Annotated in this window: 18 protein-coding genes; 14 read left to right on the top strand and 4 right to left on the bottom strand. The window is 52.0% G+C overall.

Annotated elements, in window-relative coordinates:
- The first annotated feature begins 49 nt into the window (after positions 1 to 49).
- The 10 genes from EV209_RS01875 to EV209_RS01830 all read left to right on the top strand — a co-directional run bounded on the left by EV209_RS01875 (position 50) and on the right by EV209_RS01830 (position 11,536).
- A complete protein-coding gene (locus EV209_RS01875) occupies positions 50 to 1,981 on the top strand; it encodes an ABC transporter ATP-binding protein (RefSeq protein ID WP_130432499.1) in 1,932 nt (643 codons plus the stop codon).
- Complete coding sequence (locus EV209_RS01870) at positions 1,944 to 3,785, top strand: ABC transporter ATP-binding protein (protein WP_130432497.1); 1,842 nt, start codon at positions 1,944 to 1,946, stop codon at positions 3,783 to 3,785. Before EV209_RS01875 ends, EV209_RS01870 begins: the two co-directional genes overlap by 38 nt.
- A 94-nt stretch (positions 3,786 to 3,879) precedes the next feature.
- Positions 3,880 to 4,746, top strand: a complete 867-nt coding sequence (locus EV209_RS01865; protein WP_130432495.1) for an AraC family transcriptional regulator — start codon at positions 3,880 to 3,882, stop codon at positions 4,744 to 4,746.
- Between the two features lie 61 nt (positions 4,747 to 4,807).
- On the top strand, positions 4,808 to 5,416 hold the full coding sequence (gene rbr / locus EV209_RS01860; RefSeq protein WP_130432493.1) for a rubrerythrin: 609 nt from the start codon (positions 4,808 to 4,810) through the stop codon (positions 5,414 to 5,416).
- A gap of 86 nt (positions 5,417 to 5,502) precedes the next feature.
- The gene (locus EV209_RS01855) at positions 5,503 to 6,312 is read left to right on the top strand and encodes a Cof-type HAD-IIB family hydrolase (RefSeq protein ID WP_130432491.1); all 810 of its coding nucleotides are present in this window, start codon (positions 5,503 to 5,505) and stop codon (positions 6,310 to 6,312) included.
- 49 nt (positions 6,313 to 6,361) lie between these two features.
- Entirely contained in the window at positions 6,362 to 8,299 is a 1,938-nt protein-coding gene (locus EV209_RS01850; protein ID WP_130432489.1) for an NAD(+) synthase, read from the top strand.
- A complete protein-coding gene (locus EV209_RS01845) occupies positions 8,296 to 9,678 on the top strand; it encodes a TldD/PmbA family protein (protein ID WP_330520552.1) in 1,383 nt (460 codons plus the stop codon). The genes EV209_RS01850 and EV209_RS01845 overlap by 4 nt, the downstream gene beginning before the upstream one ends.
- Before the next feature lie 12 nt (positions 9,679 to 9,690).
- Positions 9,691 to 11,046 (top strand): TldD/PmbA family protein, encoded by a 1,356-nt coding sequence (locus EV209_RS01840; RefSeq protein WP_130432487.1) that lies wholly within the window; start codon positions 9,691 to 9,693, stop codon positions 11,044 to 11,046.
- 19 nt (positions 11,047 to 11,065) lie between these two features.
- Complete coding sequence (locus EV209_RS01835; RefSeq protein WP_130432485.1) at positions 11,066 to 11,266, top strand: hypothetical protein; 201 nt, start codon at positions 11,066 to 11,068, stop codon at positions 11,264 to 11,266.
- Positions 11,267 to 11,269: 3 nt separating this feature from the next.
- Complete coding sequence (locus EV209_RS01830; RefSeq protein ID WP_130432483.1) at positions 11,270 to 11,536, top strand: hypothetical protein; 267 nt, start codon at positions 11,270 to 11,272, stop codon at positions 11,534 to 11,536.
- Positions 11,537 to 11,696: 160 nt separating this feature from the next.
- Here EV209_RS01830 and EV209_RS01825 read toward each other — a convergent pair whose 3' ends face one another.
- The 3 genes from EV209_RS01825 to EV209_RS01815 are packed head-to-tail and all read right to left on the bottom strand — an operon-like array spanning position 11,697 to position 14,978.
- A complete protein-coding gene (locus tag EV209_RS01825) occupies positions 11,697 to 12,908 on the bottom strand; it encodes an ABC transporter permease (RefSeq protein WP_130432481.1) in 1,212 nt (403 codons plus the stop codon).
- Positions 12,895 to 14,037, bottom strand: a complete 1,143-nt coding sequence (locus EV209_RS01820) for an ABC transporter permease (RefSeq protein WP_130432479.1) — start codon at positions 14,035 to 14,037, stop codon at positions 12,895 to 12,897. Before EV209_RS01820 ends, EV209_RS01825 begins: the two co-directional genes overlap by 14 nt.
- Before the next feature lie 11 nt (positions 14,038 to 14,048).
- Positions 14,049 to 14,978: an ABC transporter ATP-binding protein gene (locus EV209_RS01815; RefSeq protein WP_130432477.1), complete on the bottom strand. Its 930-nt coding sequence runs from the start codon at positions 14,976 to 14,978 to the stop codon at positions 14,049 to 14,051.
- A 273-nt stretch (positions 14,979 to 15,251) separates the two neighbouring features.
- Between EV209_RS01815 and EV209_RS01810 the strand changes: the two genes are divergently transcribed.
- Positions 15,252 to 16,355 carry a sensor histidine kinase gene (locus EV209_RS01810; protein WP_130432475.1) on the top strand — a complete coding sequence of 368 codons (1,104 nt, stop codon included), beginning with the start codon at positions 15,252 to 15,254 and terminating at the stop codon, positions 16,353 to 16,355.
- Positions 16,352 to 17,023, top strand: coding sequence for a response regulator (locus EV209_RS01805; RefSeq protein ID WP_130432473.1), 672 nt, complete (start codon positions 16,352 to 16,354; stop codon positions 17,021 to 17,023). The genes EV209_RS01810 and EV209_RS01805 overlap by 4 nt, the downstream gene beginning before the upstream one ends.
- Positions 17,024 to 17,121: 98 nt before the next feature.
- Here EV209_RS01805 and EV209_RS01800 read toward each other — a convergent pair whose 3' ends face one another.
- Positions 17,122 to 18,240 carry a glycoside hydrolase family 88/105 protein gene (locus EV209_RS01800; protein WP_130432471.1) on the bottom strand — a complete coding sequence of 373 codons (1,119 nt, stop codon included), beginning with the start codon at positions 18,238 to 18,240 and terminating at the stop codon, positions 17,122 to 17,124.
- A 183-nt stretch (positions 18,241 to 18,423) separates the two neighbouring features.
- On the opposite strand from EV209_RS01800, the gene EV209_RS01795 reads away from it, so the two are divergent.
- Together EV209_RS01795 and pdxR are read left to right on the top strand one after the other, a co-directional pair.
- Positions 18,424 to 20,088 carry a glutamine--tRNA ligase/YqeY domain fusion protein gene (locus EV209_RS01795; protein WP_207220565.1) on the top strand — a complete coding sequence of 555 codons (1,665 nt, stop codon included), beginning with the start codon at positions 18,424 to 18,426 and terminating at the stop codon, positions 20,086 to 20,088.
- A 21-nt stretch (positions 20,089 to 20,109) separates the two neighbouring features.
- Entirely contained in the window at positions 20,110 to 21,519 is a 1,410-nt protein-coding gene (gene pdxR / locus EV209_RS01790; protein ID WP_130432467.1) for a MocR-like pyridoxine biosynthesis transcription factor PdxR, read from the top strand.
- Positions 21,520 to 21,536 lie beyond the last annotated feature (17 nt).

Genomic DNA, 21,536 nt, shown 5'->3' with positions numbered 1-21,536 from the left:
CTCTTTCAGATCTGCTATATTGTAGGCAGAACAGGAAAGGATGTGAAATATGATGGATGAAGGAGCAAAGAAGAAATATGGCATCTGGTCCAACCTTTTTATGGTGCTGAAGGATATGCGCTGCGCCGGATACCGGTATTACCTGTATCTGGCGGCGGATATTGTGCTGCAGATCCTGATTCCCTTTGTTTTGGTGCTGCTTCCGGGCCTGATAACCGGTATGCTTGTGCAGAACAGAGAGCCGGCCGAATTGCTGTTTACGGTGGCGGCATTGACCGGCGCGGTTTTCTGTATGAATCTGGCGAAGGATGTAATGCATCAGAAATATACACATGTCACGGAGATCCTGCGGGAATCTCTGTATACAGGGAAAATCTATCAGAGGCTGCTGCTGTGCGGGATGGCGGAATTGGAAGATCCCCAAATGAGGGAGGACCGTTACGAGATTTATGACGCGGTGCACGATATGGATCCCATGGGCAAGTTTCAGGGGATCCAGGCCATGTTTCAGTATGGGCAGCAGCTGCTGGTAAATGCAGGCGGTTTTCTGCTCTATGGGCTGATGGTGGCGGGAGTGAAATGGTGGCTCCTGGCCGTGCTGTTCGTCACGTCTGCCGTAAACTGCCTGCTCAGGCTGAAGGCCGCGGACTATGGTTACGACCACCTTAAGCTCTTCTGGAAAAACCAGAATAAATTCTGGTATCTGAAAAGGGAGAGCATTGATCTGGCAAAAGCAAAGGATATCCGGATGTACCGGCTGGGCGGGTGGTTTCGGCAGCTGTTTTCCCAGAATACACAGGAAGCCTCTTCCTGCTATCGGGATGTGCAGAATCATGTTTTTTATGGAGAACTGGGCATCCGGGCCAGTTCCCTGATCCGGGACGGACTGTCCTATGGGTTTCTGATTGCGGAAATGGCCGGAGGCAGGATTAGCGTGTCTGACTTTGTGATCTATGTGGGAATTGTGGCTGCTTTCGGAGTCTGGATGCAGAAGATCATCGACAGCTATGCGGAACTGAAACAGAAGAGTTATCTGGTATCTACTTACCGCGTCTATCTGGAACAGGAGACGAAGGAAGAAACAGGAACGGCTGATGTTTCGGAACCCTGCAGGAATATCAGGCTGGAGGATGTAGGATTCTCCTACGGGGACCAGAAATTGTTTGAACATTTCAGCCTGGAATTGAGAGAAAATGAAAAAGTGGCGCTGGTGGGAGAAAACGGAGCAGGGAAGACCACCCTGGTAAAATTACTGTGCGGACTTTACCATCCGGAGGAAGGAAAGATACTGGTCAACGGACAGGATTTGAAAGAAATCGACCAGGAGCATTACAGGGAACAGGTCTCCGTGCTGTTTCAGGATTCTCAGCTGTTTCCCTTTTCAGTGGCGGAGAATATCTCCTGTTCCTTTGCAGACGAGGAAGAAAGCGGACAGACAGATACCCAGATGGGCAGAATTTTTGAATGGGCTTTTCCGGAGCTGAAGGCCCGGAACAGCTGCGACAGGGAAAAAACGGAAGAATGTCTGAAACAGGTGGATCTGTGGGATAAAATAAACAGCCTGCCCAAAGGAATGGGAACATCAATGACAAAAGTTCTGGACCGGGAAGGTGTGGAATTGTCAGGGGGTCAGCTTCAGCGCCTTCTGCTTGCGCGGGCTCTTTATAAAGACGCGCCCCTGCTGATTCTGGACGAACCTACCGCTGCGCTGGATCCAATCGCAGAAAACCAGCTGTATGAAAAATACGCCGGGATGTGCAGAAATAAAATATCTGTATTCATTTCCCACAGGCTCAGCAGCACCAGATTCTGCGACCGCATTCTGTTTCTGGAAAACGGCAGAATCGCAGAAGAAGGAACGCATGAGGAGCTGATGGCCCTGAACGGGAAATACGCCAGGATGTATCAGATACAGGCTCACTATTATCAGAAGGAGGAGAGGGATGAAGAAACTGTTGGAGATTCACCGGAAGGGATATAAGCTGCTGAAAATGATCCATCAGCTGAACCATTCCGCTGTTCCGGTATTCATGCTCTGGGCTGCGGCGGAATCAGGATGGCCGTTTATCGGAATTCTGTTCGGAGCCGGGATTGTGGACGCGCTGGTGGCGGGAGAATGGGAACAAAGCTTGTGGCTGGCAGGCGGGATGCTGGGGCTTCAGCTGGCCTTTGGCGTGGTGCTGGACTGGCTGAGGAAAGAGAGCGAAGCCATCAGCATGGAAATTAACCGGCAGTGCAACGCTCATGTCTGTCTGAAATCCATATCCCTGGATTACCAGACCTTTGCAGATAAAAAGAGCCTTGAAGAATTCTCTGCGGCAGACTATAATGTAGCCAAGCACGGAGGTTTTGGCAATTTTCTGATAGAATATTCCACTTTGCTGCGAAACCTGTTTTCCGTAGGGATTTCTATGGGACTTCTGGTTGATTTTTGCCTGCATGGAGCAAAAGGCGACGGGTTAGCAGGGATTCTGCTTTCTGTACCAGGCTCTTTTCTGGCAATGTTCCTCCTGCTGACAGCAATGGCAGTATTTTACGGCAAATTTGCGGCTTACGTAAATGACCACAGCCTGGAAATTTTTCAGAAGACCATGAGCCTGTCCCAGGAAATGGGATATTTCCGGGATCAGCTGTTCTATGATGAGCAGATCGCCAAGACTCTGCGGATGTACCATATGAAAGAACTGGTATTTCAGGAATGGGAGAAGCTGAGCCTGAAAAATGAAGGCTTTCTGCGGAAACGCTGGCGATTTGAGGACCTATCTAAAATCAGCTCAGGTGCGGCCAACAGTCTGGTTTTGGTTTTTTCCTATCTGCTGGTGGCGCTGAAAGCCTTTGCCGGAGCCGTCAGCGTCGGCGGCCTGGCGAAATACGCCGGAGCGGTGCAGCAGATGAACGAAGCTATGAAAAATGTGATAGAATCCAATGATAAAATACGCCTGTATACCTCCTATCTGGCCTATTACACAAATTATCTGGAGAAGAAAAGTGTGCTGGACACCGGCTCGCTGCCCGTGGAAAAGCGGCTGGACAATCTGTATGAAATCGAATTTCACGATGTGAGCTTCCGGTATCCCGGCACAGAGGAATGGGTCCTGAGGCATGTTTCCGTAAAACTGGATATGAAGAAAAAATTTGCCGTGGTGGGACAGAACGGCGCGGGAAAGACCACTTTTATCAAACTGCTCTGCCGGTTTTATGATGTGTCGGAGGGCAGCATTACCTTAAACGGCATTGATATACGCAAGTATGATTATCAGGAATACATGAACTTATTTGCTGCGGTATTTCAGGATTTTGCGTTGTTTGCTTTTGCTGTGGGCGAAAATATAGCCTGTTCACAGGACCCGGATCAAGACAGGGTATGGAAAGCCCTGCGCTGCGCCGGCGCGGAGGAGAAGGTGAAAAGGATGTCAAAACAGCTGGATACGCCGCTGTATTTTGAGGAAGAAGGAGGGGAATCCATATCAGGAGGCGAGGCCCAGAAGCTGGCCATCGCCAGGGCTCTGTATAAGGACGCGCCTTTCGTAATCCTGGATGAACCCACCGCAGCGCTGGACCCGGTCAGCGAATATGAAATCTATTCCAGGTTTGACGACATGGTGAAAGACAAAACCAGCGTCTATATTTCCCACCGGATGAGCAGCTGCCGGTTCTGCCAGGACATTCTGGTTTTCGATCAGGGCAGCCTGGTGCAGCGCGGCAGCCATGCCCGGCTGATCGGAGAGACGGAAGGGATGTACGCCGCGCTGTGGAACGCCCAGGCGAAGTATTACCGCAGGTAGGCGCAGGCAAACCAAACCTCTCTTTATTGTGCAGGGAAAGAGAGGCGCGAGATGTAAAAAACAACTATAATGAGTGAAAAAAGGAGATGAAGGAATGGAATGGACAGAATACCTGAACAGTGCGGTAAATTATATTGAGGAAAATCTGAATGGAGAAATTGATTACGGACTGGCGGCCAGGACAGCCTGCTGTTCCACCTATCATTTCCAGAGAATGTTCGGCTATATGGCCGGAGTTCCGCTTTCAGAATATATCCGGCGCAGAAGGATGTCCTTGGCTGCCGTGGACCTGCAGAACAGCCAAGAAAAAATTGTGGATATCGCCCTGCGCTACGGCTATTCCTCACCCACTGCCTTTAACAGGGCATTTCAGAGCGTCCACGGTATTTCGCCCTCTGCGGCGAGAAAACAAGGCGCTCCGGTCAAGTCCTATCCGCCCGTCAGCTTCAAACTTATAGTGAAAGGGATGGGTGAAATGAACTATCATATTGTGGAAAAAGAGGCGTTTCGGATTGTGGGGATTTCTCAGCCGATGCGCAGCGAGATCGAAGAGAATTTTGCCGTGGTGCCTGAAATGTGGGGAAAAGCGGCCATGGATGGAACCCTGCCTAAACTGGCGGCGCTGATGGATGGTTTCCCCAAAGGGCTTTTGGGAGTCAGCGTCTGCAACGACAAAGAGGAGTGGACGTATTTCATTGCAGTGGCAAGCACGCAGCCGTCTGAGGAATTTCAGGAATACCAGGTGCCTGCATGTACCTGGGCGGTGTTTCTCCGATCAGGGAACAATCTTTCCATTCAGGAGCTGGAGCAGAGAATCGTGACAGAATGGCTTCCTGCTTCAGGATATGAATATGCCAACGCCCCGGACATAGAAGTATATCTGAATCCGGACCCGGCCAACGCCCAGTACGAAGTATGGATTCCTGTTGTGAAAAAGGAGCAGACAATTTCTGGGAAATAATTGAATAATTTCTACAAACCTCCATACACTAAGGCTGAATAAGTGAATGGAGGTTTTTTTAATGACAGCATTTGAAAACAGTGAAACAGCTAAAAATCTGATGCGCGCATTTGCAGGAGAGAGCCAGGCGCGCAACCGCTATACCATCGCGGCCTCCCAGGCAAAAGAGCAGAAACTTCCGGTGGTGCAGATGGTATTTACCTATACCGCTGACCAGGAAAAAGAGCACGCGGAAATATTTTATGATCATCTGAAGGATCTGGCAGGAGAAACAATCATTGTGGACGGCGGATATCCGGTGGATATCTATAAGGATGTGTCCAAGCTGCTCCGGGCGGCGGAACACAATGAAATGGAAGAACACGACGTGGTATATTCCAGCTTTGCCAAAATTGCCAGGGAAGAAGGCTTTAAGTCCGTGGCCGCTTCCTTTGAACAGATCGCAGGTATTGAAAAAATTCACAGTGAGCGTTTCGCGAAATTTGCGGAATGGATGGAGCAGGGTAAGCTGTTTGTATCAGATGTGGAGACAGGATGGATCTGTCTGAACTGCGGGTATGTCTATTATGGAAAAGAAGCGCCCAAAGCCTGCCCGGTGTGCCGCCATGAGCAGGGGTACTTTATCCGCCTTGAATTCTCTCCCTTTGCCGCAGGAAAATTCATTTCCTGATAGAAATTAACCGTAAAATATGGTAAAATGTCCACGTAAGCAGGGCGGCGCGCATGCTTATAAAGTAAACGGATGAGGAGCCGGAGATGAATTACAAGCTTCTGGTGCTGGATTTGGACGGCACCCTGACAAATGAAGAGAAAAAAATAACACAGGAAACTTATGAAACGCTGATGGAAGCCCAGCGAAAAGGCCTGCGCCTGGCGCTGGCTTCCGGACGCCCTACATACGGCATCATGCCGCTGGCAAAACAGCTGGAGATGGAGCGTTACGGCGGCTTTATCCTGGCGTTTAACGGCGCGAAGGTGATCGAATGCGCCAGCCAGGACATTATTTTTGAGCGCTCTCTGCCACAGGACGAGCTCTCCAAAATTTTTGAAGTCTCGGAGCGGTATCACATTCCCGCTCTGACCTATGAGGACGGCCAGATCATCACGGAGTTTCCAAAGAATCCCTATGTTCTGGAAGAATCCCGGATTAACAAGCTGCCGGTGAGGCAGGTGGTCCATTTGGAGGAAGCCGTGTACTTCCCGCCTGTAAAATTCCTGCTGGTGGGAGACGGCGGTTACCTGGCTTCTGTGGAAGGAGAGGTGCGGGAAGCGCTGGGAGAGAATTTCAGCGTATACCGTTCCGCCCCCTTTTTTCTGGAAGTCATGGCCAGGGGAATTGATAAAGCCCGGTCTCTGCAGCGGCTTCTGCGCCATCTGGGTTTGGACCAGAAGGATCTGGCGGCCTGTGGGGACGGATACAATGACATCAGCATGCTGGAATTTGCCGGCTTTTCCGCCGCCATGGAAAATGGCGTGCCAGAGGCCAAAAAAGCAGCCGATGTGATTACCCGGTCCAATGAAGAGGACGGAGTGGCCTGGTTCGTAAAAAAATATTTTGGGATATGAAGAGAACCGGCCGGCCGGACAGGCGTAATGCCGGATACAGGAGGATACCATGAAGGGAAATTATATCCGCGTGGCTGCTGCCACGCCTGAAATTGTGGTGGGAGATGTAAAACATAATCTGGAACAGGTGATCTCCGGACTGGAAGAAGCGGAAGGACAGGGTGCTCAGCTGGTTGTTTTTCCGGAACTCTGTCTGACCGGTTATACCTGTCAGGATCTGTTCTTGCAGAGCACGCTGGTGGATGAGGCGCGGGCCGCGCTGCTTTCACTGGCAGAGATCACGGAAAGTAAGGAAATTTTAGCTTTGGTGGGGCTTCCCTGGGAATACTGCGGACAGCTCTATAATGTGGCGGCCGCTGTGTGGAAAGGGCGGATTCTGGCCCTGATTCCCAAAAGCCATATTCCGAACTACAGTGAGTTTTATGAAAAAAGATATTTTTCTCCCGGGCCTGAAGCGGCTGTGCCGGTGACACTGGAGGGAGAAGGAGGCCGGGTCTGGGATACCTGGTTTGGCAGCAAGGTGCTGCTGGAAGATGAAAATATCCCTGGATTTTCAGTGGCGGCGGAAGTCTGTGAGGACCTGTGGGTCCCATGTCCCCCCAGCATCAGCCATGCTATGGCTGGGGCGACAGTGATCTGCAACCTGTCGGCCAGCAACGAAACCATCGGCAAGGCAGAATACCGCAGAGATCTGGTGTGCGGCCAGTCCGCGCGGCTGGTATGCGGCTATCTCTATGCCGGAGCAGGAGAAGGGGAGTCCACCCAGGATCTGGTTTTCGGCGGCCACAACCTGATCGCGGAAAACGGCACGCTTTTGTGCAGTTCCAAACGTTTTGAGACGGGCGTGTTTTGCTGCGATCTGGATCTGGACCGGATCAGGAGCGAACGGCGGCGGCTGATCATAACTTCTCAGGAAAAAAGAAACCTATACCGGATCATTACATTCGCTTCCGGCAAGCGTCCCGCTTCTCTTATGCGTAAAATCGAAAAAAACCCTTTTGTGCCGGATGATAAGACGGACCGCAGCAAACGCTGTGAGGAAATCCTGTCCATTCAGGCCGCGGGCCTTCGCAAACGGCTCAAACATACCGGCAGCAGCCACGCGGTGGTGGGGATTTCCGGCGGGCTGGACTCCACCCTTGCCCTGCTGGTGGCTGTTCGGGCTTTTGACGGCCTGGGGCTGCCCAGGGATGGAATTCTTTCTGTGACCATGCCCTGCTTCGGCACCACGGACCGCACTTATCAAAATGCCTGCGAACTCACCAGAAGGCTTGGGGCCACGCTGAAAGAAGTGGATATCAAAGCTTCTGTGACCCAGCATTTTGCCGACATCGGACAGGATCTTTCCACACACGATGTGACCTATGAAAACGCACAGGCCAGAGAACGGACGCAGGTGCTGATGGATCTGGCCAACCAGTGCGGGGGCCTGGTGATCGGTACCGGAGATATGTCAGAGCTGGCTCTGGGCTGGGCGACTTATAACGGAGACCATATGTCCATGTACGGGGTCAACGCATCCGTTCCCAAGACGCTGGTCCGGCATCTGGTACGGTATTATGCCGATACCTGCGGGGATAAAAGGCTTTCGGATATTCTGCTGGATATTCTGGATACGCCCGTGAGCCCTGAACTGCTGCCGCCGGAGGACGGAAAAATATCTCAAAAAACGGAAGAGCTGGTGGGGCCTTATGAACTCCATGATTTTTTCTTATATTATGTGCTGCGGTTTGGCTACCACCCGGAAAAAATTTATCACATGGCCTGCCACGCTTTTGACGGAACCTATGACAGCGGAACTATTATAAAGTGGATGAAGACCTTCTACAGAAGATTCTTCTCCCAGCAGTTTAAACGTTCCTGTCTGCCCGACGGGCCAAAAGTAGGCTCTGCGGCTCTGTCCCCAAGAGGGGATCTGCGGATGCCCAGCGATGCGTCTGCCAGGCTTTGGCTGGAAGAAATAGAAAAAATTGAGGAGGATTTATGATGATACCAAAATATGAGGCAGAACAGGTGCTCGCCAGGGCCCTGTCCTGCGGAGGGGATTTTGCTGAAATTTATGTGGAGCACACAAAAGAAAATCAGCTGTCTTATGTGAATCATCAAGTGGATAAGCTGTATGACAATATGGTTTCCGGCGCTTCAGTGCGGGTATTCGACGGCCTGCGCTGCGTCAGCGCCAGCACTTCGGACTTGTCTTTATCAGGCCTGCTGTCGTGCGCAGCACGGGCGGCGGAGGTACTGGGCCAGGGGAAAGCTCCTGTGGAAATTCACCTGAGAGAACAGATCCCGGGAGATATCCATCCCATCAGAGTTGTGCCTGCGGGCGCCCGTATTTCCGATAAGCTGGACCTGGTGCGGGAGGCCTACGAAGCTGCGAAGGCTGACAGCCAGGAGATTTCCCAGGTCTCTGCGGAATTGCTGGATTTTGACCATCGCATTTTAGTGGCTAACAGCGAGGGGCTTTTCACCCAGGACCGCCAGATCAGAACCAGGCTGGTGGTGAACGCGGTGGCCAGCGCCGGCGGAGAAAATCAGCTGGGGAGCTGCAGTCCCGGACGCAGGTCCGGGCTGGAGATGTTTGAGGAAATATCTCCCGGTCAGGTGGGCCGGAAGGCTGCGCGTCAGGCAGTGACCATGCTTCACGCAGGATATTGTCCGGCCGGCCAGATGACCGTGGCCATTGAGAACGGATTCGGCGGAGTAATTTTCCACGAGGCTTGCGGCCATTCACTGGAGGCGGAGAGTGTAGCCGCCGGGCTGTCCCAGTTCGGCGGAAAGCTGGGACAGAAGATCGCAAATGAGAAGGTCACCGCGATAGACGACGGTACCATCCCCAACGCCTGGGGCTCCATTAATATAGACGACGAGGGTACGCCGGCCCGGAAAAATGTGCTCATTGAAAACGGAATTCTGAAATCCTATCTTGTGGATAAGCTGAACGGCAGGCGCATGGGGCTGGATTCCACAGCCAGCAGCCGGAGGCAGAGCTATACCTTCCCCACAACTTCCAGAATGACCAATACATATATTGCAGAGGGGAATGACGATAATAAAGAAATTATTGCATCCATTGAGGACGGTTTATACTGCAGGGAAATGGGCGGCGGCTCAGTAAATCCTGTGACAGGGGCCTTCAATTTTGCGGTCCGGGAAGGCTACCGGATCAGAAACGGAAAAATCTGCGAGCCTCTGCGCGGCGCCAGCCTTATCGGCACAGGCAGTGAAATCCTGCAGAATATTGATATGGTGGGTAAAAATTTGGAGATGGGCCAGGGCATGTGCGGCGCTTCCAGCGGCAGTATCCCCACCAATGTGGGCCAGCCCCTGGTACGGGTATCCCGGATTACAGTAGGCGGAAGATAGGAGGCGGCAGAGATGGGACAGAAATTTTCAGAAATCAAGAAAATGTGCGCAGAAGCAGCGGCAGCGGCAGGCGTGAAAGAATACGAATTATATTATACTGCATCAGATTCCGCTGAGATCGAAATGCAGGGAGAGAGCGTGAAGCATCTGGACAGCAGCCAGAGATCCGGCCTGTGCCTGCGGGTGCTGGAAAATGGAAGATGCGGCTACGCTTCTACCCAGCTGTTTGAACAGGAACACCTGGAGGAATTATTTATCAGAGCCAAAGAGAATGCTGCGTATGGTTTAGAAGAGCCGGAAGGACACTTTTATACTCCAAAAGCCGGGCTGTCTACAGCTGAGAGGGCGCAGGAGTGGAGCAGTTCCCTTCCGGAAATGATCAGGAACGGGCAGCAGCTGCAGAAAGAGATGAAGTCCTCCGACCGGCGCATAACCGACGGGATCAGATCCAGCCTTGGTGAGGAATCCGGAAGCAGGGCAATTTTCAATACCAATGGTCTGGATGTGCAGGAATATTATCATTATGGCATCACCCTTGCCATGTCCGTGATGGAGGAAGAGGGGAAGATGGATGACGACTTTGCCTATTGCCTTGGAAACTTTGCGGACATAGACATGAAAAAACTGGCTGCAGAGGCTGTAGAAAAATGTGGGGCGAAGATGTCATCCGGGGAAGTGGTTTCCGGAAAATATCCTGTAATCATCGAAGGAGAAACCTTCGGCGCCCTGCTCCAGGCGTATTTTGAAATATTCAGCGGCGAAGCTGCCCAAAAAGGCATGACGCTGCTGGCCGGAAAAGAAGGTCAGCAGATCGCTTCTGAAATCGTGACCATCACCGATGATCCACTTTCAGGGCACAGCGTAATGCCCTGCAGCTTTGACAGCGAAGGTGTTCCCGCCCGCAAAAAGCACGTTGTGGAACACGGCAGGCTGCAGACCCTGCTCCATAACCGCGGCACGGCCTGGAAGGCCGGTACGGCGAATACAGGCAACGCAGGCCGCGCCGGCTATGCATCCAATATAAGCGTCCAGCCCTATACCTTTTATCTGGAACCAGGCGGTAAAACAGGAGAAGAGCTGTTCGCCGAAGCAGGCCAGGGAATTTATGTGACAGGAGTCACCGGGCTTCACGCTGGTGCCAACTCCGTAACAGGCGACTTCTCCATTCAGAGCGAAGGTTTTCTCATTGAAAACGGCCGCAAAGCCAGGGCAGTGAAAAACTTCACCATTGCCGGCAACTTCTTCGACCTGCTGAAAAATATCACAGACCTTGGGGATACCCTCAAACTGGGAATGCCCAGAGGAAGAACCAGATTCGGAAGCCCGGACGTGCGGGTTCAGGAGCTTTCCGTAGCCGGTAAAGACTGAAAAAAGAGGAGGGGAGAGTATGAAAAAAACAATAATCCTAATCCTCACGGCGGCCGTGATCCTATGCGGATGCGCCGGGAAAAAGGAAAAGCCAGAACCCAGAACCCTGGACGAGCCGGATAAAATCATATGGGATACCGGCGAGTCCAAAAAAGAATTTGCCAAAACAGATCAGGAGTATCAGGAAATCTATAAAACAATAAAAAACAGCTGGGATTAGAGCATGAATCCCGACGGACAGGCACTTATTGTCCAGCTGCTCTATGTCAACGAGGGTTCCTATGACTATCCCATTGTGGAATTTCAATATGAAAAGGGGGACGCCTGGTCCAGAGGAGCTGCCAATATAGAGGGCCGTTTTTATACATTCTTTTTGACAGAGGATTTTGCAGCAGTATCTGAGGACGGCCAATACCTGAACGCAGCAGTAGTGGTATCCATGGACTATGACCAGGAAACAAAAGAGTTAATGAATAAAATCACCAGATAAGCAAAAGAGCTGTGCACTAAAACAACCAGTGCACAGCTCCCCTCCACCCGGGCCCGGAAGAATCCCGGCAGAGAGGCGGAAGATAAAACGGAGGCAGCTATAGCCGTAAGGCATGGAGCTGCCTCCGTTTTATCTTCCGCCTCTTCGCGACTCCTCCCCCCTAAGCATTCAACTCCGTCTGAACCCTGCTAAACGACTTCTCCGAAGTATTTTTCACCTTATAAATCACCAGCGAGATACAGAAGAAAGCCGCCGCAAAACCAACCTGTACCAGCATATCCTTCCAAATCGGTTCCAGCGTTTCAGGACTGTAAGAAGTGAGAGCGCAGATTTTTTTCAGCGCCATGCTGTACCAATAGGTAGGCACCAGGCGGGCCACACGCAGCACGCCCTCCCCCAGCATTTCCAGTGGAACAAATACGCCGCCCAGGAAACTGCAGGCCAGAGAAAAGATATTGGCCACAGCATTCTGAGAGCTGGAAGTTTTAATAAAGCTCCCCGTGAGCATGGCAATGGAAAGGCAGACCGCAGTGAGCGCCAGGCTGTTTCCAAAGAGCAGGAGCAGGCTGCGGAAATCAATGCCGGCAAGAGAACTTCCATACAGCCCAAATCCGGTCAGTATCAGAACCAGCCAGGCGAGGAAACTGACCGCCGCGCCGAACAAAATCAGCTGGAGATTGATCTTCAGGGCGGGCAGAGGGCTGCACATATTTCTCATCCGCAGGTCGGGCCGCTGGAAAGGCATCATTATCGTGCTGACGCAGGAGATAATCAGAACCAGCAGGATATAGGGGAGAACCTGAAAATACATAGCCGCCTGTTCCGGCACCGGCTGCTGTTTTCCAAAGGACACGGTTTCCACCTGTGCTTCTGCAGAGACGGCATCACTGGTTTTTGCAGCCAGCTCTGTGAGGTTACTTTCCGGAGCTGCCAGATGAAAAGCCTGGAAGAGCCGGAGATACTGGTTGACCTGAATGTCCATATAGTAGCCGCCGGCAGAATCCGGAGTGGTGACAGTTTCTGCTTCCAGGGGAGAATCGGTAAGAAGAGATTCTGAAAAACCCTGAGGAAGGATCAGAATATAATCGCTGGCATGAAAAAATGTAGCGTCCTGCAGAGCCTTCTTGTCATCCTCCAGTTCCACCCGGTCTCCCACAGTATCCAGAAAAGCGCGGAGCCCCAGCACAGCAGGTGTTTCCCCGTCCCTGCTGATCAAAGAATATGTGGGCCTGGTTTTTTCAAAATCCGTATTATCTGCGGGCTTCATGGAAAAGGAAAGCAGAACAGCCAGCAGGGTGAACGCTGAAAAATAAATCAGCAGTGAAATAATATGACGCCGGGTGATTTTAAAACAAGCTTTAAATACTTTCATACTGCTGCCTCCTGAGAAAAATAGCTGTCAGTCCTGTCATCACAGCCGCCATCAGCAGCAGGACGAGGATGTTCAGAAAATACTGGTCATAGGTATCGTAATAGTAAAGGCAGTAAAAGGCGTCTGTGATCCGGGCGGCGGGATTGATCCAGGCGAGCACCGGCGCGTTTTTGGCAACAGTGTAATTGATCCCTGACACCATCAGGCCGGCCAGGAAACAGCAGGCCAGGGAGACAGAAACCAGCACAGCAGTTTTTGCCGCTTCCTTCATCTTTGTGCAGACAGAAACCAGCGCGCCGAAGGAAACCCCGGTGACGCAGCCTGCCAGACTGGTCAGAAGAATCAGGGCGGTCTTGCCGCCGAAATTTACGTTCAGCACCAAAATGAGGTAGGCCAGCAGCACTAAAAGGCTGAGCATGTGGGCGGTGACGCCTGCCAGCAGGTCCGCCGAAACCATCACAAAGCGGCTGACCGGCGAGAGGCAGCGCCTGGCTCCCAGGGGCGACAGATTAGCCTGCAGACAGCTGACGCTGGTTAATCCCTGAAAACTCCCGTACAGGCATACCATGGCAATAAGCGCATAAAAGTAGTTGATTTTATTGGTGGGAGGATTTTCGGCCAGAGAAATTTCTTTTGTAAAGGATTCTCTGGAAAACAGGGTTTGCAGTTTTCCGGCCTGTTCCGGGGATTCATGAATGATAGTAATAACCGCTTCCTGATCCTGCAGATACTGATCCAGAAAGGCCTTCATGATCGTCTGGTTCAACCCGTTCTTTTTAACAAATAAAGTAGGCTCCTGATTATCTGTCATAAAAAAACCATCGATTTTACCCTGGTCCAGCAGCTGTTCTGCTTCCTCGCGTGAAGCTGTGGTCTGAAGAGAAAAAAGCTGGTCTTCTCCCTGTTCTGATACAGATTCCAGCACCTGCCGGAAAGCCTGGGCTTCCTGCTCACCGCCCTCTGCTACTACGGCAGCAGGAATCGTGTGAAACTGATCTACGCTGTCCAGCGAAGTAAAAGCAAAATAGAACAGGGTTGCCATGACCAGCGGAAATACCCAGGTCCAGACCAGGGTGCTTTTATCCCGCAGTGTGCTGATCAGGCGTTTGCTGTAGATGTTCCAAAACATTGTGCACCTCCTCAATCCCGCAGCTCTCTGCCGGTGATTTCCAAAAATACGTCGTTCAGCGTGGGCGGCTCAGAGAAAACCCGCCCAAAGCCCAGATGATTTTTCCGAAGCAGATCCAGAATCTGGATCAGGCCGTGGCCCCCTGTCCTGCAGGCCGCCTTCAGCGATAAACCATTATAATCCGCCCGTTCCACATCTTCCAGCTCCCGGATATTTTCCAGTACCGCAGGAGGAAGAGTGGGAAGCTCCACAGTGACTTTTTCTCCGCCGCGGATCATGGATTTTAATTCTGCCGGCGCGCCGGTGTTCAGCTCTTTCCCATGATCCATGATCATGATACGGGAACAAAGCTGTTCTACCTCTTCCATATAATGCGATGTGTATACAATCGTAGCGCCGTCCTGATTTAATTTGCGTATGCCCTCCAAAATGCTGTTACGGCTTTGGGGGTCTACCGCTACAGTGGGTTCGTCGAAAAAGATCAGTTTCGGCTGATGGGCCACGCCGCAGGCGATATTCAGACGGCGCAGCAGCCCGCCGCTGAGCTTGCCCGGAAGAAATTTCCGGTATTCCTGAAGCCCGGCAAAATCCAGAGCCTGTTCTACCAGCTCTCTGCGGCGGCGCTTTTCTGGAACATAGAGACCGCAGAAGTAATCGATATTTTCATACACAGTCAGTTCATTGAATACGGCCACATTCTGCATAACCACACCGATTTCCTGTTTGTTCTGATAATTGGTGGGAGACATCGGCCTGCCGAAGAGACTGATTTCCCCCTTATCATAAGTCAGCAGCGACAGCATGCAGTTAATGGCAGTGGTCTTTCCGCTGCCGTTAGGCCCCAGCAGTCCGAAGATTTCCCCGTCCAGCACGTCCAGGCTGAAATGGTCCAGCGCCAGAAGATTTCCATATCGTTTCACCAGATTTTTTACCTGTATCATTTTATCCCTCCCGATATTGTTTTCTGAGATCATTATAGCGGAAAACAGCAGCGAGGAACAGTGAGCAGCGTCACAACAGGCAGTGACATTTGTCACAATCTGTTTACCGCTCGAGATTAAGCATGAAAGTTGGATGGCGGTATGGTATAATGTCATCAGACATTATACGCGCCGAAGCGCCAGCGAAGTGCGCATATCAGCACGAAGTGCGCCATATCAGCGAAGCGGATATGGTATAATGACGGAAGAAAATAATACAGGGAGGAAAATTCATTGCAGCGATTATTGGATCAGGCAGCAATCCTGCTGCTGTGCCTGGTGGGAGCATATTTTACTACCGGGCTGGGAACAGAAATTGTAGCGGCCATGCTCACAGCAGTCTGCGCGGCTATGCTGGCGACATATTTTTCCATTGACGGCAGGAAAACGGGCGGCAGGGAAAGCGTTTGGATTTCTTCCTGGATCTGCCTGGCCTATGCGGCTGCCGGAATCTTCCGGGCGGAACTGCTGCTGTTTTTGCCGGCGATGATTTATATCTGCCTGGATGAGGAAAGACCGGCGTTTAAATGGTGCTGGGCGGTTCCTGCTGCCGCAGGCCTGGCGTCGGGAGCGGCGGATGATATTTGGATCGTGCTCCTGCTGGGGAGCCTGGCGGCTCTGATGCAGTATCGAAGAGCTTCTTTTGACTCCATGCGGGGGGAATACAGGAATATGCAGGATGCAGCAAGAGAACGGTCCATGAGGCTGGAACAAAAGACCCGGGAACTCAGGGAGAAGCAGGACTACGAAGTACGGCTGGCCATGCTGTCAGAACGCAACAGGATTGCCAGAGAAATACACGATAATGTGGGCCATCTGCTGACCAGATGTATCCTGCAGGTGAAGGCTATGGAAGTGGTGCACCAGGGAGAGCCGGAGATCGGGGAGCAGCTGGAGGCGGTCAGGGATACGCTGACGGATGCCATGAACAATGTGCGGAACAGCGTTCACGACCTGCACGATGACGCCGCGGATTTAGGGATGGAGCTGCGCAGTCTGGCCCGGGAATTTACTTTTTGCCCAGTAAAACTCAGCTATGACGGAGGCAGCCCGCCCCGGGAGGTGCGGCTGTGTATTCTGGGAATTGTAAAAGAAGCTTTATCCAACATTGCCAGGCACAGCGATGCGGACAGAGCAGCAGTAACCGTGGTGGAGCATCCTGCATTTTATCAGCTTGTGATAGAAGATAATGGTTCAGTATGGGAAACAGAGAGCCCGGAGGGCATCGGCCTGGAAAACATGAGGGAAAGAGTCAGCGTTTTCCATGGGGTATTCAGAATTATCCGGGATTCGGGTTTCCGCATTTTTGTGACCATACCGAAGGAGGGGAAGAGATGAAGCTGGTGATCATTGACGATGATCTGTTCATATGCAGATCTTTGCAGACGATTCTGCAGGCTGATCCGTCCATCTGCGTGGCCGCGGTGGGGTGCAGCGGGGAAGAAGCCGAGGCGCTGTATCAGCGGCACAGGCCGGACATTTTGATTATGGATATCCAGATGCCTGGTATCGGAGGCCTTGAGGCGGGCGAGCGGATTCTGAAGCAGGATCCTGAAGCAAAAATCCTGTATCTGACCACCTTTTCCGATGATGAATATATTGTCCGGGCGCTGCGGTCAGGGGCAAAAGGATATCTGATTAAAGAAGAAGTGGAAAGCATTGCTCCTGCTCTAAAAGCAGTGATGTCCGGGCAGAGTGTTTTCGGCAGCGGAATTGTGATGAAGCTGCCGCAGCTGATGGCGGGAGCCGGAGATAAAGAGGTCCTTAAAATGGAGAGAGGACAATTTGATCTGGGGAAGAGGGAACTGGAGATCGTGGAGCTGGTGGCAGAAGGGCTGAACAACCGGGAGATTGCGGAGAAGCTCTATCTGAGCGAAGGAACGGTACGTAATTATATCAGCACAGTTTTAGAAAAACTGGGGCTGAGAGACAGAACACAGCTGGCGGTGTTTTATCTGACAGGAAATTGCGGCAGCTCTTCAGAGACTGGAAAGGGCGGAGCATAGGAATAATTTTTGCGCAGGGAGAGGCTGGAGTTCAGAAAATAGGAGTAAAAAATGGAGGGGGACTCCCTCCATTTTATTAATAAATGTTTTAAACCGTTTTATTTCAGCGCGGTGCACAAGGCTACAAGCGACAGGGATTGTCCGTAGGCCATGGGCGCGAGGATGATATTGCGGTAATGGTCCGCGTCCATTCCCATGCCGGTGCCTGCGGAAACATTCAGGACCGTGCCGTCTTCCGCCACGTTTTCGCAGACAGCGGCGATGGCTCTGTCCGCGCACTCCTGGAAGGATTCGTCCAGAATTCCCATCTTAATCCCTTTCAGGATGCCGGTGGCAATGGCTGCGGTGCCGGAAACTTCTCCGTAGCTTTCCGGGTCGGTGAGCACGGTGGGCCAAAGGCCGTTTTGCAGCTGCAGTTCCTTCAGTGCGGTTACCTGCGCTTTAAATGTGTCCACCAGGAATTTTTCCGTGCCCCTGTCCAGATCCCCGTCAAAGGATTCCAGGAAATCAATGACGCCAAAGGTGAACCAGGAATTTCCGCGGCACCAGAAGATTCCGCCGAAATTGTCGTTGCGTTCAAAGCTCCATCCGTGGTAGAACAGGCGGGACTGCTTGTCATAGAGATATTTAATATGAACCAGGAACTGATGGACCGCTTCATCGATCCAGTCCTGGCGGTGGTACTTGTGTCCCATTTTGTTCAGAAACAAAACAGTCATAAACAGAGTGTCCGCCCAGAGCTGCCCCTCATTGAGGATCACACCGTTCCGGTCGCCGATGGCGCTGGTCACATGCTGGAAGCCGTTTTCTCTGGTTTTGGGCAGGCCGCTCATCAGCCATTCCGCCCGGTCCAGGCACATCTGCTCGTATTCCGGATTGTCCATCCGGTCCAGGATGTTGCAGAGGGTCAGAAAAGGTGCTGTGGTGTTGACATTTTTAGACGGCAGGCCGATTTTAATATTGCTCTGATACCACTCGTCCAGAAACTGGTCGTAGCGGTTGTCCCCCAGGTATGCGCCCAGCTTCTGCAGCCCGTACAGTCCCACGCCCTGAGGCCAGTCCCATTCCTGAATGCCAAAATCCCGAGCGATGTCCCCTGCCTTTGTGGATTCCGTGGACGCCAGTTTGTCTTTGGAATAGTCCGCTCCTCCCAGATTCATCAGCTTATTCACCACAAGATCAATTTTCTGCATCAGCATTTCATTTGTCACTTGCATAGATACCTCCATCTTAACGCATCAGGCTGCGTATTTTTTATACTGCTATTATAAAGGAAGTCCCAGGAAAATACAAGCCTGCAGAAAACGTTTTTTGGCCTTGAAAAGGATTCTTTTTTATTGACGAATAAAAGATATGTGGTATGATAGAATAATATGAAAAGGGGAAATGGAGGAGAACCAATGGAAAAAGAGGCAGTCTCTAAAAATTTTATTGAACTGATGATAGACAAGGATCTGGAGGAGGGCGTATACGACCATGTCCAGACCAGGTTTCCCCCGGAGCCAAACGGTTATCTGCATATCGGGCACGCCAAATCCATCCTGCTGAATTACGGGCTGGCGCAGAAATATGGCGGCAAATTCAACCTGCGTTTTGACGATACCAATCCGACGAAAGAGAAAACAGAGTTTGTGGAGTCCATCAAAGAAGATATCAAATGGCTGGGAGTGAACTGGGAGGACAGGCTGTTTTTTGCTTCCGATTACTTTGAGCAGATGTATGAGTGCGCTTTAAAGCTGATCCGCAAAGGTAAAGCGTTTGTCTGCGATCTGAGCGCGGAGGAAATCAGGGAGTATCGCGGGACATTGACAGAGCCAGGGAAAGAAAGCCCATACAGAAACCGCTCGGTGGAGGAAAACCTGGAACTGTTCGAAAATATGAAAAATGGCATGTATGGGGACGGAGAAAAGGTGCTCCGCGCCAAGATTGACATGGCATCGCCTAATATCAATATGCGCGATCCAGTGATATACCGGGTTGCCCGCATGACTCACCACAATACGGGCGATAAATGGTGTATCTATCCCATGTATGATTTTGCCCATCCAATTGAAGACGCTCTGGAACATATCACCCATTCGATCTGTACCCTGGAATTTGAAGACCACAGGCCATTATACGATTGGGTGGTTCGGGAATGTGAATTTGAAAATCCGCCCAGGCAGATCGAATTTGCCAAATTGTATCTGACCAATGTGGTGACGGGCAAGCGGTATATCCGCAAGCTGGTGGAAGACGGAATTGTGGACGGGTGGGATGATCCCCGCCTGGTATCCCTGACTGCCCTGCGCCGCAGAGGTTTTACGCCGGAATCTCTCAAAATGTTCATGGAGCTCTGCGGCGTGTCTAAGGCCAATTCTTCGGTGGACTACGCGATGCTGGAGTACTGCATCCGGGAGGATCTGAAGCTGAAGCGGGCCAGGATGATGGCGGTGCTGAATCCGGTGAAGCTGATCATCGATAATTATCCGGAAGGGGAAGTGGAGTACCTGGAAGCAGATAATAATACGGAAAATCCTGAACTGGGCAGGAGGAAAATTCCTTTTGCAAAGGAACTGTATATTGAACGGGAAGATTTTATGGAGGAACCTCCCAGGAAGTATTTCCGCATGTTCCCCGGGAATGAAGTGCGTCTGATGAACGCGTATTTTGTGACTTGTACCGGATGCGTGAAAGATGAAGCCGGAAATGTGACGGAGGTACACGCAACCTATGACCCTGCCAGCCGAGGGGGCAACAGTCCCGACGGCAGGAAGGTGAAAGGAACGATCCATTGGGTTGCGGTTCCTACGGCGGTGAAGGCAGAGGTGCGGCTGTATGAGAACATTGTGGATGAAGAAAAAGGCAAGCTTAATGAGGACGGTACGCTGAATCTGAACCCTAATTCGCTTCAGGTGCTGGAAGAATGCTACCTGGAGCCTGAGCTGGCAAAGGCCATGCCTTATGACAGCTTCCAGTTTGTGCGCAATGGGTACTTCTGCGTGGACTGCAAAGATTCCTCGCCGGAACGCCAGATCTGGAACAGGATTGTATCCTTGAAAAGCAGCTTTAAGCTGCCGAAATAAAGAACAGTCGGAGGGATAGCCATGCAGGAACTGACGATTCCGCTGCAGGGCGGCAGGCCGCTGTACGAGCAGATTTATGAATATCTGAAGTCTGAAATTCAGACAGGGGCGATGAAGGCAGCTGACAGGCTGCCTTCTTCCAGACATCTGGCAGAACACCTGCAGGTGAGCCGGAGCACAGTGAACATGGCTTACGAACAGCTGGCCAGCGAAGGATATATAGAAAGCCGAAGGGGCAGCGGATATTTTGTGACGGGCCTGGAAGGGCAGCTGCGCATACCGGCGGCTCCGGCGGACAGCAGGCGAAAAACTCTGGAAGCAGAGAAAACAATGAAAGTGGATTTCTCTCCCCGGGGAATTGATGTGTCCACCTTCCCCCGGAGAACCTGGGGGCGGCTGAGCCGGGAAGTGCTGGGCGGTGAGAACAGCGAGCTGTTCGGCAACGGCATGTCCCAGGGAGAACCGGCCCTTCGCCGGGCGATCTGCGGCTACCTCCATGCTGCCAGAGGAGTAAATTGTTCAGAAGACAGAGTGGTGATCGGAGCGGGCAATGAATATCTTCTGATGCTGCTTCACCAGATTCTGGGCAGCGTGACGGTGGCCATGGAAAACCCTACCTATAAACAGGCCTGGAGGATTCTTTCAGGCATGGGCTGCCGGATGGAGCCGGTGGAAATGGACGCCTGGGGGATGCGGACAGATCTGCTGAACCGGACAGAGGCGCAGATCGTCTATGTGATGCCCTCTCACCAATATCCCACAGGCATTGTGATGCCTATCAAGCGGCGGATGGAGCTTCTGGCCTGGGCGGGCAGCGCAGAAGGGCGGTTTGTGATTGAAGACGACTATGACAGCGAATTCCGTTACAAAGGAAAGCCTATCCCGTCGCTGCAGGGTGTGGATGCAGCGGACCGGGTGATCTATTTGGGCACTTTTTCCAGAAGCATAGCCCCGGCGATCCGGGTCAGCTATATGGTCCTGCCGGAACAGCTGGCGGAGGTATACCGGGAAAAATGCGGGTTTTATGCCAGCACGGTGAGCAGGGTGGATCAGGCGATCCTGGCGCGCTTTCTCAGCGAGGGGTATTTTGAACGCCATCTGAACAAGGCCAGAGCGCTGTACCGGAACAAGCATGAAATTTTGCTGCAGTCCCTGAAACCCCTGGAAAAATGGTTCGTGCTCCGGGGAGAACACGCGGGCCTGCATTTGCTTCTGCAGGAACGCCCGGAGCTGCCCTTTGTCTCGGAACAGGAGCTGATCGGCGCCGCGGAGCAGGAGGGCGTCAGGGTTTACGGGCTTTCCGGCTATGAAATCCATAGCCATCAGCCCAGCACAGTGCTGCTGGGATATGCAAATCTCAGCCAGCAGGAAATCAGAGAGGGCGCGGAGCTTCTGGCTTGTGCCTGGGGCCGTGTGTTCAGGGGCAATTGAGAAAGAGGAGGATCTAT

It is taken from the genome of Cuneatibacter caecimuris (genome assembly GCF_004216775.1).
GTDB classification, from domain to species: Bacteria; Bacillota; Clostridia; order Lachnospirales; family Lachnospiraceae; genus Cuneatibacter; species Cuneatibacter caecimuris.
The sequence above is the reverse complement of the archived record's forward strand: the minus strand, read 5'-3'. Positions and strand labels throughout refer to the sequence as shown.

What these genes read in the sequence shown, in the direction of transcription:
- EV209_RS01875 (WP_130432499.1), top strand. Translation starts at nt 50, where the DNA reads ATGATGGATGAAGGAGCAAAGAAGAAATATGGCATCTGGTCCAACCTT.
- EV209_RS01815 (WP_130432477.1), bottom strand. Translation starts at nt 14,978, where the DNA reads ATGATACAGGTAAAAAATCTGGTGAAACGATATGGAAATCTTCTGGCG.
- EV209_RS01835 (WP_130432485.1), top strand. Translation starts at nt 11,066, where the DNA reads ATGAAAAAAACAATAATCCTAATCCTCACGGCGGCCGTGATCCTATGC.
- EV209_RS01850 (WP_130432489.1), top strand. Translation starts at nt 6,362, where the DNA reads ATGAAGGGAAATTATATCCGCGTGGCTGCTGCCACGCCTGAAATTGTG.
- EV209_RS01800 (WP_130432471.1), bottom strand. Translation starts at nt 18,240, where the DNA reads ATGCAAGTGACAAATGAAATGCTGATGCAGAAAATTGATCTTGTGGTG.
- EV209_RS01830 (WP_130432483.1), top strand. Translation starts at nt 11,270, where the DNA reads ATGAATCCCGACGGACAGGCACTTATTGTCCAGCTGCTCTATGTCAAC.
- EV209_RS01805 (WP_130432473.1), top strand. Translation starts at nt 16,352, where the DNA reads ATGAAGCTGGTGATCATTGACGATGATCTGTTCATATGCAGATCTTTG.
- EV209_RS01795 (WP_207220565.1), top strand. Translation starts at nt 18,424, where the DNA reads ATGGAAAAAGAGGCAGTCTCTAAAAATTTTATTGAACTGATGATAGAC.
- EV209_RS01825 (WP_130432481.1), bottom strand. Translation starts at nt 12,908, where the DNA reads ATGAAAGTATTTAAAGCTTGTTTTAAAATCACCCGGCGTCATATTATT.
- EV209_RS01820 (WP_130432479.1), bottom strand. Translation starts at nt 14,037, where the DNA reads ATGTTTTGGAACATCTACAGCAAACGCCTGATCAGCACACTGCGGGAT.
- EV209_RS01865 (WP_130432495.1), top strand. Translation starts at nt 3,880, where the DNA reads ATGGAATGGACAGAATACCTGAACAGTGCGGTAAATTATATTGAGGAA.
- rbr (WP_130432493.1), top strand. Translation starts at nt 4,808, where the DNA reads ATGACAGCATTTGAAAACAGTGAAACAGCTAAAAATCTGATGCGCGCA.
- EV209_RS01870 (WP_130432497.1), top strand. Translation starts at nt 1,944, where the DNA reads ATGAAGAAACTGTTGGAGATTCACCGGAAGGGATATAAGCTGCTGAAA.
- EV209_RS01845 (WP_330520552.1), top strand. Translation starts at nt 8,296, where the DNA reads ATGATGATACCAAAATATGAGGCAGAACAGGTGCTCGCCAGGGCCCTG.
- EV209_RS01840 (WP_130432487.1), top strand. Translation starts at nt 9,691, where the DNA reads ATGGGACAGAAATTTTCAGAAATCAAGAAAATGTGCGCAGAAGCAGCG.
- pdxR (WP_130432467.1), top strand. Translation starts at nt 20,110, where the DNA reads ATGCAGGAACTGACGATTCCGCTGCAGGGCGGCAGGCCGCTGTACGAG.
- EV209_RS01855 (WP_130432491.1), top strand. Translation starts at nt 5,503, where the DNA reads ATGAATTACAAGCTTCTGGTGCTGGATTTGGACGGCACCCTGACAAAT.